General features: G+C 68.8%; 11 protein-coding genes. 4 read left to right on the plus strand and 7 right to left on the minus strand.

Annotation, left to right across the window (positions count from 1 at the left end; all coding sequences use genetic code 11):
- Window positions 1–23: 23 nt before the first annotated feature.
- On the minus strand, window positions 24–194 hold the full coding sequence (locus FA90_RS26220; RefSeq protein WP_156116596.1) for a hypothetical protein: 171 nt from the start codon (window positions 192–194) through the stop codon (window positions 24–26).
- 49 nt (window positions 195–243) lie between these two features.
- Between FA90_RS26220 and FA90_RS05425 the strand changes: the two genes are divergently transcribed.
- Window positions 244–2,361, plus strand: a complete 2,118-nt coding sequence (locus FA90_RS05425; RefSeq protein WP_051971451.1) for a GGDEF and EAL domain-containing protein — start codon at window positions 244–246, stop codon at window positions 2,359–2,361.
- Between the two features lie 124 nt (window positions 2,362–2,485).
- Window positions 2,486–3,625: a glutathione-independent formaldehyde dehydrogenase gene (locus FA90_RS05430; protein WP_036166735.1), complete on the plus strand. Its 1,140-nt coding sequence runs from the start codon at window positions 2,486–2,488 to the stop codon at window positions 3,623–3,625.
- A gap of 31 nt (window positions 3,626–3,656) precedes the next feature.
- Here the strand turns inward: FA90_RS05430 and FA90_RS05435 are convergent, their stop codons facing one another.
- Window positions 3,657–4,604 carry a LysR substrate-binding domain-containing protein gene (locus tag FA90_RS05435; protein WP_051971452.1) on the minus strand — a complete coding sequence of 316 codons (948 nt, stop codon included), beginning with the start codon at window positions 4,602–4,604 and terminating at the stop codon, window positions 3,657–3,659.
- A gap of 109 nt (window positions 4,605–4,713) precedes the next feature.
- Here FA90_RS05435 and FA90_RS05440 point away from each other — a divergent pair, with 109 nt between their 5' ends.
- Both FA90_RS05440 and FA90_RS05445 read left to right on the plus strand, forming a co-directional pair.
- Window positions 4,714–5,904 (plus strand): MFS transporter, encoded by a 1,191-nt coding sequence (locus FA90_RS05440; protein WP_036166738.1) that lies wholly within the window; start codon window positions 4,714–4,716, stop codon window positions 5,902–5,904.
- A gap of 51 nt (window positions 5,905–5,955) precedes the next feature.
- Window positions 5,956–6,957: an EthD domain-containing protein gene (locus tag FA90_RS05445; RefSeq protein ID WP_036166741.1), complete on the plus strand. Its 1,002-nt coding sequence runs from the start codon at window positions 5,956–5,958 to the stop codon at window positions 6,955–6,957.
- Window positions 6,958–6,961: 4 nt separating this feature from the next.
- Here the strand turns inward: FA90_RS05445 and FA90_RS05450 are convergent, their stop codons facing one another.
- From FA90_RS05450 to FA90_RS05470, 5 genes are all read right to left on the minus strand, one after another.
- Window positions 6,962–8,182, minus strand: coding sequence for a cation:dicarboxylate symporter family transporter (locus FA90_RS05450; protein WP_036166743.1), 1,221 nt, complete (start codon window positions 8,180–8,182; stop codon window positions 6,962–6,964).
- Between the two features lie 17 nt (window positions 8,183–8,199).
- Complete coding sequence (locus FA90_RS05455) at window positions 8,200–8,970, minus strand: class I SAM-dependent methyltransferase (RefSeq protein ID WP_036166745.1); 771 nt, start codon at window positions 8,968–8,970, stop codon at window positions 8,200–8,202.
- 70 nt (window positions 8,971–9,040) lie between these two features.
- Window positions 9,041–10,390 (minus strand): MFS transporter, encoded by a 1,350-nt coding sequence (locus FA90_RS05460; RefSeq protein ID WP_156116597.1) that lies wholly within the window; start codon window positions 10,388–10,390, stop codon window positions 9,041–9,043.
- 21 nt (window positions 10,391–10,411) lie between these two features.
- The gene (locus FA90_RS05465) at window positions 10,412–11,203 is read right to left on the minus strand and encodes a substrate-binding domain-containing protein (RefSeq protein WP_051971453.1); all 792 of its coding nucleotides are present in this window, start codon (window positions 11,201–11,203) and stop codon (window positions 10,412–10,414) included.
- A 17-nt stretch (window positions 11,204–11,220) separates the two neighbouring features.
- Window positions 11,221–12,291: a porin gene (locus FA90_RS05470; RefSeq protein ID WP_051971454.1), complete on the minus strand. Its 1,071-nt coding sequence runs from the start codon at window positions 12,289–12,291 to the stop codon at window positions 11,221–11,223.
- Between the last annotated feature and the right edge of the window lie 77 nt (window positions 12,292–12,368).

Genomic DNA, 12,368 nt, shown 5'->3' on the forward strand with positions numbered 1-12,368 from the left:
GCTCCAGTCGTGGGTCGTTTTCGTTATACCAGCGGGAACGGGATCGAATCTTTGATGCAGATCAAAGCTGCGCGGGCAGGTTCGGCATTGAGCGCGACCTGTCCGCGAGTGTCGATGCGCGGGATGTCGGTCGGCCAGCCGGCGCCGGGAACCCGTGCGCGCATGAGAACGAATCTGCTAATATCGTCTTCCAATCAATCCGTTCGTCACGTGTTTTGATCAGTCCGGAGGGCTCGCGACATCATGAGCGCCACCACTGCGCAGCAGATCCAGCGCCGCTTCGACGATCTGCTCGACCATTTGCCGGCCGGCGTCGTCGTGCACGGCCCGGATGGCCGCCTGCGCTCGGCCAACGGCCTGGCGCGCCAGCTGCTGGGACGCAGCGACGCGCAGCTGCGCGGCAGCAGCGCGGACGCGGCGACCTGGGGCTTCATCCTGCCCGACAAGACGCCGATGGCGCCGCACGACTACCCGGTCAACGTCGTGCTGCGCACACGCGAGAAGGTCATGGACCTGATCGTCGGCGTGCCGGCCGATGCCCCTGAACCGCTGCGCTGGCTGATCTGCAACGCTTATCCCGGATTCGACGCGGACGGCAGGCTGACCGAAGTGGTCGTATGCTTCACCGATTGCACCGCGCTCAAGCGCGCCAAGCAACACCTGGAAAAGTCCGAGGAGCGGCTGCGCCTGGTCTTGCGCGGCTCGACCGATGCACCCTGGGATTGGGACATCGCCGGCGGCGAGACCTATTATTCGGAGCGCTGGTGGAGCATGCTCGGCTACGCGTCCGGCGAACTGGCGGCGGACGCCGGGCTATGGGCAAGACTGGCGCATCCCGACGACAAGCCGGCGGTGGCGGACCTCATGGCCAAGCTGTATGCCGACCGCGGCGATGCCTATGGCGTCGAATTGCGCCTGCGCCACCGCGACGGGCATTACGTGCCGGTGCTGGCGCGCGGCTACGTGCTGCGCGATGCGAGCGGCCGTCCGCTGCGCGTGTCGGGCACCAACACCGACCTCTCCGAACGCAAGGCGGCCGAGCGGCGTATCTACCGGCTGACGAATTTCGACCCGCTGACCGGATTGCCGAACCGCCTCCATCTGGCCGAGGAACTGGACAAGGTCCTCGCGCACGGCGAGCGCGCCGGCCGCTTCGGCGCCGTCCTGGTGCTCGATCTCGACAATTTCAAGCTGATCAACGACACGATGGGGCGCGACGCCGGCGACGCGCTGTTGCGCCAGGTGGCGCAACGCCTGCGGCATGTGCTACGGCACGGCGACCAGCTGGCGCGACTGGGCGGCGACGAGTTCGCGATCGTGCTGGACGAGCTCGGCCGGACGGCGACGCAGGCGGTGGCGGAGGCCAACCTGGCGGTCGGCAAGATCCTGGCCGCGCTGGGCAAGGCGTACCGCACTGCGGGCCGGCGCCTCGTGACCTCGGTCAGCATCGGCGTGGTCATCGTCGACGGCACCACGGCGAGTGCCGAGACAGTCCTGACTCAGGCCAGCCTCGCCATGCAGCGCGCCAAGGCCGACGGGCGCAACCTGGCGCGCTTCTTCGACCCGGGCATGCAGCATGCGGCCGAGCGCCAGGCGGCGCTCGAGCGCGCGCTGCACGACGAGGTCTCGCTGCGCCAGTTCGTGCTGTTCTGCCAGCCGCAGTTCAGCGACAAGGGCCGCCTGATCGGCGCCGAAGTCCTGGTGCGCTGGCGCCGCGAAGACGGCGAACTGGTCGGGCCGGACGACTTCATCGGCCTGGCGGAGTCGTCCGGCCTGATCGTGACGCTGGGCCGCCATGTGCTCGAGCAAAGCTGCCGCGCGCTGTCCCGCTGGCGCGCCGACCCGGCGCTGGCTGGGCTCAAGCTCGGCGTCAACGTCAGCGTGCAGCAGCTACGCGAGCCGGCCTTTGCCGAAACCGTGGCGGCGATCCTGGCCAGTACCGGCGCGCCGTCGGAAAAGCTGTGCCTGGAGCTGACCGAGAGCGTGTTCGCCGACGACATGGCGCTCATGAACGAGACCATGCATCGCATCCGCGCCCAAGGCGTGCATTTTTCGCTCGACGACTTCGGCACCGGGTATTCGTCGCTGGCCTACCTGAAACGCTTTCCGCTGGGCGGCCTGAAGATCGACCGCTCCTTCGTGCACGACGTGCACGTCGACCCGAACGCGGTCCCGATCGTGAAGGCGATCATCGCGCTGGCGCGCACCCTCAAGCTCGACATCGTGGCCGAAGGCGTGGAGCACGAAGCCCAGCGCAAATTCCTCGTCGAACGCGGCTGTTCGACGCTGCAGGGATTCCTGCTGGGCTTGCCGGTGCCGATCGAAGACTTCGAGCGCGCGCACGGCGTCCCGCCGGCATGAGCGCGCCGAGCAGAATGATGCCTATAATCTACAGTGCACGGGTGTTCGCCATCTGCCTTTATCCTTGGGCCTCCACCGCTCGCCGCGCGGCCGGCGGTGTTCACTCACCGGAAAAAGGAAACCCATGAAAGCACTCGTCTACAACGGACCCTGCGACGTCCAGGTCAAGGACATGCCCGACGCAAAGATCGAAAAGCCCACCGACGTGCTGGTGCGCATCACCACCACCAACATCTGCGGCTCCGACCTGCACATGTACGAAGGCCGCACCAGCATGGAAGCCGGGCGCATCCTCGGTCACGAGAACATGGGCGAAGTGATCGAAGTCGGCAACGCCGTCGACCGCGTCAAGGTCGGCGACATGGTCTGCCTGCCGTTCAACATCGGCTGCGGCTTTTGCGAGAACTGCGAGCGCGGCCTGTCCGGCTTCTGCCTGACCGCCAACCCGGGCACGGCCGGCGCGGCCTACGGCTTTGCCGGCATGGGCCCGTACAGCGGCGGCCAGGCCGAACTGCTGCGCGTGCCGTACGGCGACTACAACTGCCTGGTGCTGCCGGAAGACGCCAAGGAAAAGGAAAACGACTACGTGATGCTGTCCGATATCCTGCCGACCGGCTACCATGCGACCGAACTGGCCGGCGTCAAGCCGGGCGAATCGGTGGTGATCTACGGCGCCGGCCCGGTCGGCCTGATGGCCACGATGTCGGCCTTCATCAAGGGCGCCAGCGAGGTGTTCGTGGTCGACACCCACAAGGACCGCCTGGCGCTGGCCGAGAAGCTGGGCGCGGTCGCGATCGACGACACCGAAGGCGGCGGCGTGCAGAAGATCATGGACCTGACCGACGGCAAGGGCGCCGACTGCGGCTGCGAGTGCGTCGGCTACCAGTGCTGCGACAAGCACGGCAAGGAAGTGCCGAACCTGACCATGAACAACCTGGTGCAGACCGTGAAGGCCACCGGCGGCATCGGCGTGGTCGGCGTGTTCCTGCCGCAGGACCCGGGCGCCAAGGACGCGCTGGCCAAGGAAGGCAAGCTGGCCTTCGACTTCGGCAATTTCTGGTTCAAGGGCCAGCGCATCGGCACCGGCCAGGCCAACGTCAAGCATTACAACCGCTACCTGGCCAAGCTGATCCATGCCGGCAAGGCCAAGCCTTCGACCATCATCTCGCACGAACTGGCCCTGGCCGAAGCGGTCAAGGGTTACGAGCAGTTCGACAAGCGCGCCGAAGGCTGGACCAAGGTCGTCCTGAAGCCCGGCAAGTGAGGGGAGGGCGCCGTCGCCCGCGCGGCGGTGCTCAGTGCGCAGCCGGCAGGCGTTCGGCCAGCGCATGCGTCAGCGCATCGCCCAGCGCATCGCCCAGCGCATCGACCAGCTGGGTCACGCGCGCCACCGTCTGCTTGGCCTTGGGCCAGACGACATGGATCGGCAGGCCCGGCGTCGCATGCGCTGGCAGGATCTGCAGCAGGCGGCCGGCGCCCAGGTCGCCATCGACCAGCCAGGTCGGCAGCTGCGCGATCCCCAGGCCGGCCAGCGCCAGTTCCAGCTGGGCCTCGGCGTTGCCGGCCACCACCTGGGCGTCGTGGATCCTGCGTTCGATGACGGCGTTGCCGCGCTGGAGCAGCCACGGACTGACCGCGCCGTCGCCCCTGGCGTAGGCGATCGCCGCGTGGGCGTCGAGCGCTTCGACCGAGTCCGGCACGCCGCGCGCGGCCAGGTAGGCCGGCGCGGCGCAAAAAATCTTGCGCTCCTGGCCGAGGAAGCGCTGTCCCAGCGACGCCGGCCAGGCCTGCGGCGTGCCGATGCGCACCGCGACGTCGATGCCTTCGTCGTCGATGTCGACGAAGCGGTCGGTGAACGACAGCACCGGCTGCACGCGCGGGTAGCGCTGGAAAAACGGCAGCAGCAGCGGCAACACGATCCTCCTCCCGAAAGTGGCCGGCAAGTCGATGCGCAGGCGCCCGGACGGCAGGTCGGCGTCAAAACGCAAGGCCTGTTCGGCGGCTTCCAGGTCGCCCAGCACCTGGCTGCAGGCCGCCAGGTAGCGCGTGCCGGCATCGGTGAGCGCGAGGGTGCGCGTGGTGCGTTCGAACAGGCGCACCTGCAAGCGTGATTCGAGCCGCGCGATCGCCTTGCCGACCGCCGAGCCGGTCAAGTTCAGGCGCTCGGCCGCGCGCGTAAAACTGCCGGCTTTCGCCACCGCGACGAAGACGTCGACACCCTTGAGGCGCTCGCTGCTCTGCATGATCGATTCCGGAATTTAGTTCCGCTAATTATAGAGAAAATACCCGAGATAGGAATTCTGGTTACAAATAGGATGGCAGGCCAACCCACTTGACAATAAAAACACAGCCATGCCACCAGAATCCCTAGCGCCAGGCTTCAGCGCGACCCCGGGCCGTCCGGGCAGCGCGATCTCGATCCTGATCCTCGCCATCGCCGCCTTCGTCATCGTCACCACCGAGTACCTGATCGTCGGCCTGCTGCCGGCGCTGTCGCGCGACCTCGGCATCTCGATTTCGCTGGCCGGCCAGCTCGTGACGCTGTTCGCGTTCACGGTGATGCTGTTCGGGCCGCCGCTGACGGCCCGGCTGTCGCACCTGGACCGCAAGCGCCTGTTCGTCGCGATCCTGCTGGTGTTCGCCGCGTCCAACGCGCTGGCGGCGCTGGCCTCGAACATCTGGGTGCTGGCGCTGGCGCGCTTCATCCCGGCGCTGGCGCTGCCGGTGTTCTGGGGCACGGCGAGCGAGACCGCCGGCCAGCTCGCAGGTCCCGAGCAGGCCGGGCAGGCGGTGTCGAAGGTATACCTGGGCATCTCCGGGGCGCTGCTGTTCGGCATTCCGCTCGGCACCGTCGCCGCCAACAGCATCGGCTGGCGCAGCGCGTTCTGGCTGCTGGCCGTGCTGTCGCTGCTGATCGCCGCCGCGCTGTGGGCGCTGATGCCGGCCGTGGCGCGCAGCGAGCGGCTCGACTTCAAGCAGCAGGCGCGCCTGTTCCGCGAGCCGTACTTCCTGGCCAACGTGGTTCTGTCGGTGCTGGTGTTTACCGCCATGTTCACGGCCTACACCTACCTGGCCGACCTGCTCGAGCGCGTCGCCGGGGTGGCGCCGGCCCGGGTCGGCTGGTGGCTGATGGGTTTCGGTGCGATCGGCCTGCTCGGCAACTGGGCCGGGGGCAAGGCGGTCGACCGCGCGCCGCTCAAGGCCACCGCGCTGTTTTGCGCCTTGCTCGCGCTCGGGATGGCGCTGAGCGTGCCGCTGGCGCATGCCGGCCTGGCTTTCTGCGCCGTGTTGGCGCTGTGGGGCATCGCCTACACGGCGCTGTTCCCGATCTGCCAGGTGCGCGTGATGAAGTCGGCGACCCATTCGCAGGCGCTGGCGGGGACCACCAACGTGTCGGCGGCCAACGCCGGCATCGGCATCGGCGCGATCATCGGCGGTGTCGCGATTCCGCTGTGGGGGCTGGACAAGATCGTCTACATCGCCGCGGCTGTCGCCGTGCTGGCCGCCGCGGCCGCCCCGGCGGTGGCGCGCCTGCGCCGCTGAAGCCTGATGCACCGTAGTCAACCTTTCAATCTCAACCGCTGGAGGAACACCATGAGCACCGAGTTCGATCGTAGCGATAACCTGCATCGTCCCCCGCTGGGACAAACGCGCGAAGGTGGCACGGCGCCGCTGATCGTGACCCCGACCTTCGTCAGCCGGGTCGACGATACGGCGCGGGGCGAGCGTCCGCAGGATGCGGGCGCGTCGAAGAGCCGCCACGGGCACGAAGTGCACCTGCCCAACTGGCGTCCCCATGCGCTGGCGCTGGAAGGCGATCCCAACCTGGCGTTCGAGCACTGGGACGAATACTGGCGCAAGGTGCACGGTCCGAAGTTCGCCTGGGACGAGCCGGGCAGCTCGTCGGCGCTGGTGCTGCGCTATGACCAGGTGCACCGGATCGCCTCGGGACCGTCCTCGATCTTCCCGCCGCCGTACCGCGCGATGGTCGACGAGGCCGGCCGCCTGCCGTCGGACCCGCACAAGCGCGTCCCGCCGCTGCGCCGTCCGCGCTGGGACGGCTTCGCCTACATCGCCTACGCCGACCAGGACGATATTCAGCGTACGCTCGGCCAGGACAAGTTCGCCGAGCGCATCGTCGCCGACGAGCAGACCGCCTTTCGCATGGTCACGCGCGAGATCACGCGCGAACTCATCCTGATCCCGAGCGAGCGTCACCGCGATCCGGTCAGCCTGGTCAAGATTCACATGCGCGCGCCCGCGCTGTCGCGCGAGGAGTTCCAGCGCCGCCTGCTGCGCGAGCACGCGCCGCTCGTCATGGCCAATGCCGCCACGCGCGAATTCGTGCGACGCTACGCCCAGCTGCACAACATCGGGTCGACCCAGCACGATCCCGAGGGGGGCAAGATCGACGCGGTCTCGGTGCTGTCGTTCGCATCCCTCAACGACGTCGAGGACTACCTGGTCAGCGCCGACCACGCCGCGATCGAGGCGTCCGAGAACGCGCTGCAGGGCGAAGGCTCGGAATGGTGGACGGCGCTGAACTACAGCGTGATCAACCGCATCCTGCCCGAGCGCGCGACCGACTTGTCCTGATCGCTCAAGTCCCTGGACCGCGCGCCAGGCCACGCGCCAGCGCCGGGCGGTCCAGGCTGCGCTCGAACGCCGCCAGCACCAGGCACGCGAGCGCATGTCCGGTCAGGTTGGTCAGCAAGCGGCACTTCATGGTGCGGTCGATCGCGACCAGCATCGCCACGGTCTCGGGCGGCACCACCTGCAGCAGCGCCGCCGTGGCCGCCACGGTCGCCAGCGCCGAGCCGGTGACGCCGGCGGCGCCGCGGCTGCTGACCAGGCCGACGCCCAGCATCACGCCCAGTTCGCGCCAGCCCAGCTGGACGTGCGAGGCCTCGGCCAGGAACACCAGGGCGATGCCGATGTACAGGTAGGTGCCGGCCAGGTTCAGCGAATACGAGAAAGGCAGCACGACGTCGCTCAGGCGGCGCGGGCAGCCCAGGCGCTCGAGCTTGTCGCCCAGCGGGGCCAAGGCCGCCAGCGTCGCCCCGGTGACGGCGACCAGCAGCAGCTCCTCGCGCAGGAACACCAGCAGGCGCGCAAGCGAAACGCGCGCCAGGCGCGCCACCGCGCCGTAGACCACCACGACGAACACGATGCTGACCAGGTTGATGGCGGCGATGAAGCGCAGCAGCGGCAGCAGCGCGCCCAGGCCGCCATGCCCGGCCGCCGACGCCATCGCGCCGAACGCCGCGAACGGCGAAAACCACAGCAGCACGCGCACCGCCGCCAGCAGCGTCGTGCGGCCGCGCTCGACCCAGGCCAGCAGCGGCGTGCGCGGCCACAGGCTGGCGGCCATCCCGACCGGCACGGCCAGCGCCAGCGCCACCAGGTTGGTGGCCGGCAGCGCCTGGAAACGATTGATCCATTCAGGCAGCGCGCGCTGCGCCAGCGCCGCGTGATGCGCCAGCACGGCGCCGCCGTCGGCCACCGCCGCCGTGTCGATACCCGGTTCGAGCAGCCAGCCCGCGACCAGGCCGGCCAGCATCGACAGCAGCGACATCGCGCCGAAGTACGCCAGCATCGCCAGGCCCAGGCGGCCGAGTGCGCGGTTGCGGCCCAGGGCCGTCGTGCCGTCGGCCAGCATGCAAAAGATCAGCGGACACATCAGCCACCCGAGCAGCTGGATGAAGCCGTCGCTGAGCACGTGCGCGCGCGTGGCCGCCGCCGGCGCGATCAAGCCGAACGCGAGTCCGGCGCCGATGGCCAGCACCAGCGCCAGGACCGAAGCGCGGGAGGAAATGCGCAAAGCCGGTCGCAGCCGGGCTACAGCCGGCCGATGCGCATGTGGATCGGCCAGCGCACCGTGCGCTCGACCGCCGGGTCACCCCAGGCCGTCGCCAGCTCGCCAGCGAAGTCGGCCAGCAGCGCCTCGCGGCCGGCTTCCCTGGCGTTGCGCAGCGCCGACCAGGTGCTCAGGTAGCCGAGGAACTGCGGCAGCGACCAGGCGCAGCGCAGTTCCAGCGGCGCCGCGGCCAGTTCGGGGAAGGGAAAGTCGATGGTCGCGTAGCCGCTGTCGACGAGTTGCCGTTCGGGCGGCCAGTAGGGGCCGATCTCGTCGCGGTAGAAACGCCCGAAGCGCTCGGCCAGCGGGTTCTCCAGTTCGAGCACGCCGTAGCTGACCAGCGCCAGCACGGCGCCGGGCATGGCGATGCGGCGCGCTTCGCGATAAAAGGCCGGCAGATCGAACCAGTGCGCGGCCTGCGCCGCCGTGACCAGGCTGGCGCCGGCGTCGGCCAGCGAGATATGCTCGGCGGACGCCTGGCGGTAGTCGATCCGGTCGTCGATGCGCTGGTCGACGAAGGCGTTGGCGATCTGGTCGGCGCTGGGGTCGATGCCGACCACGTGCTCGAAGCAGGGCGCCAGCAGGCGCGTCAGCTGGCCGTTGCCGCAGCCGACGTCGACGGCCAGGCGCCGGTCCGGCGCCAGCTCGGCAAGGCGGGCCGCCAGCGCGGGCGGGTATTCGGGCCGGAAGCGGGCGTAGGCGCTGCCGCCCTGGTCGAACCAGTTGCGCGCGGCTGGGGCGGAAGTCGGCATGGGCTCTGTCCTCGAAACGTGTCGGCCCCCATGATACCCGCAGCGGCCGGCCGCATGCTCATGCCCGCGCTCAGGCGGCCTTGTGCTCCCTGACGATGCCGCGGTAGATCAGGAAGGTGGCGAGCAGGCTGACCACGCCGGCGCCGGCCATCCAGTAACCGGGCGCCGCCTTGTCGCCGGTGGTTTCGATCAGCCAGGTCGACAGCAGCGGCGTCATGCCGCCGAACAGCGCCGTGGCCAAGCTGTAGGCCAGCGAAAAGCCGGTGGTGCGGATCTGGACCGGGATGATCTCGGTGAGGGCGACGATGGTGGCGCCGTTGTAGCTGCCGTACAGGAAGGACAGCCACAGTTCGATCATGACCATGTGGCCGAAGCTCGGGTTGGCGATCAGCCAGGACAATGCCGGGTAGGCGGTGATGGCGGTCAGCGCGGCGCACACCGCCATCACCGGCCAGCGCCCGATGCGGTCCGACACCGCGCCCATGACCGGCAGCCAGATGAAGTTCGACAGGCCGACGCACAGCGTGACCAGCAGGCTTTCCTCGGTCGTCAGTTTCAGCACGCTCTTGCCGAAGGTCGGCGTGTATACGGTGATCAGGTAGAACGCGACCGTGGTCAGCACCACCAGCATGGTGCCGGCCGTGACCAGCGCCCAGTTGGCGCCGATCGTGCGCATCATCTGGCCGAAGGTCGGGCGGGTCTTTTGCGCCAGGTAGGCTTCGGTTTCCTGCAGCGACTTGCGGATGTAGAACACCACCGGGATGATCGAGCAGCCGATGAAGAACGGAATCCTCCAGCCCCAGTCGGCGATGACGTCCTTCGCCATGGTCTGGTTCAGCGCATAGCCCAGGGCGGCCGAGCAGATCACCGCGAGCTGCTGGCTGGCCGACTGCCAGCTGACGTAAAAGCCCTTGTTGCCGGGCGTGGCCATCTCGGACAGGTAGACCGACACGCCGCCCAGTTCGACGCCGGCCGAAAAGCCCTGCAGCAGGCGCCCCAGCAGCACCAGCAGCGGCGCCATCAGGCCGATGGTCGCGTAACCCGGCACGAAGGCGATCAGCGCGGTGCCCGAGGCCATGATCGCCAGCGTCAGCACCAGCCCCTTGCGGCGGCCGATGCGGTCGATGTAGCTGCCCAGGAAGATCGCGCCCAGCGGCCGCATGAAGAAGCCGGCGCCGAAGGTCGCGAAGGTCATCATCAATCCGGCGTATTCGCTCGTGGCCGGGAAGAACGCGGCGGCGATGTGCGTCGCGTAGAACCCGAACAGGAAGAAGTCGTACATCTCGATGAAGTTCCCGCTCGTCACGCGGATGACGGTCGACAGCTTCGAGTGGCGGCGCGCCGGCTGCGGGTTCGCGTCCGATACGCCCGGCGCCGCGCGCTCGGCGGGTTTCAATTTCGCTGCGGATTGAATCGACATGGTGAGCTCCTGTGACGTGGATCAGCGTGCGGGCGCGGCCGGTTCCAGGCCGGACGCGGCGACGACGGGTGCATTGGCCGGCGCGCTCAGGAAGCGCAGCAGCGCGCGTCCGGCGTCCGGATGCGGCGCGCCGCGCACGATCGCGCCGGAAAACTCGGTCTTCATCTGCACCTCGTCCGGCAGCAGGCCGACGATGTCGATGCCCTTGACCGGCGCCAGTTCGCTGCGCTGCTGGCAGCCGAAATCGGCGTCGCCGTGGGCGACGATTTCGCCGACCGGCGTGGCCGGGATCTGCGCGGCCTTGCCTTCCATCTGCTGGCGGATGCCGAGCTTGTCTATCAGCTGGCGCTTGATGTATTCCCCGCTGGCGCTGTCCGAGTAGGCGACGTGCGAGGCGTGCAGGAAGGCCGCACGCAGACCGGCGACGCTGCTGATGTCGGGGTGGGGGGCGCCGTGGCGTACCGCGCAGGCGATCGGCGAGTTGGCCAGGACGACCTTGCTGCCGGCTTCCAGCTTGCCCTCGGCCATCAGCTTGTCGAGCGCGTCGCCGACCATGATCACGACGTCGATCGGCTCGCCGCGCGCCAGGCGTGCGGGAATCGCATTCTTGGTCGCGCCCATCGACGGGCCCCATTCGGACACCAGGTGGTCGCCGCTGGCGCGCTCGAACGGGCCGGCCAGGTCCTTGTAGGCCTGGGCGAAGCCGCCCGAGCTGACCACGTGCAGGTCGGCGGCCTGGGCGGCGCTGCCGCCGGCCAGGGCCAGCGCGGCCAGTGCCGCGAAGGTGAAGTGCTTGAGGTGATGTGCTCGCATGATCGATCTTGTCTCCGTCAGAATTTTTGTTTCAGGCCGAGCGTCAGGCCGCTGCCGTGGCGGTCGTTGGGCTGGCCCGCGGTTTGCCCGGCGGCGTCGGCCAGCCAGGTGGTGGTGTCGGCTTCGAGGTAGGCGGTGGTGCGCGGCCCGAGCGTCTTTTCGACGTACAGGAAGGCGCGGTTGAAGCCGTCGTCGCGCCAGCCGGTCGCTGCGCGCCGCACGCCGTACCAGGCCGCCGTGACCAGCAGGCCGTGGCCGATCGCACGGCTCACGCCGACCGATGACACGCGCTGGCTGACCGTCTTGGCGATGCCGGTGTCGGCATGGTTGCGCGCGAAGTTGGTCTTGAACTGCCAGCTGGCCAGCTTGAGCGCCGCGCCCAGGCTCCAGGCGTCCAGGGCCAGGTCCTCGCGGCTGCGCAGCTGCATGGTCGCCCCCGAGACCGCCCATGCGTCCTGCTGGTAGGCCAGCGCCACGCCGTGGCTCGACATGGCCGACGCATTGCCCGCGACCTCGCCGGCCGAGTAGGCGGCGCGCGCCTGCCAGGGGCCGACGTCGGCGCTATACTTGATCGTGTTGTCGAGGCGGTAGAAATTGTCGGCGTAGCCGCTCGGTCCGTACTGGGTGCCGAACGAATGCGCGCCGAACTTCGTGTTGCTCAGGCCCGCGATGTTGATGTCCGGGTTGAAGCTGGCGAAGCGCTTGCCGAGCGGATCGACGAGCATCAGCTGGTCGGAGATCAGGTTGGGCTGGCGCCCGAGCGCCACCGTGCCGTAGGGCGACCCGAGGGCGATCCAGGCGTGGCGGTCGAACAGGCGGTCGCTCTTGGCCGAGGTGCCGGTGTCGCCGTTGACGCCGCCCTCCAGCCGGACCAGCGCTTTCCAGCCGCCGCCGAGCGACTCCTGCGCCTTGATGCCCCAGACGCTGGTCTGGTCGACGCCACTGGCGAGCGAGGTCGAGTAACTCGATGGCACGGGTGCATTGTTGGCGCTCATGCCCCACAGCGGGCGCACCCCGATGTCGAGGATGCCGTAAGGGGTGACGCTGGTCTGGGCGATACAGGATCCGTTCGCGACGAGCAAACCCATTACCATACATGGGTGACGCATATTGTCTCCGGTTTTTTGTCGGTCGACGGCCCTCTTTGCGGGACCGGTCTGTTATG

Origin of the sequence: Massilia sp. 9096, assembly GCF_000745265.1 — a bacterium.
Taxonomy (GTDB): domain Bacteria; phylum Pseudomonadota; class Gammaproteobacteria; order Burkholderiales; family Burkholderiaceae_D; genus Telluria.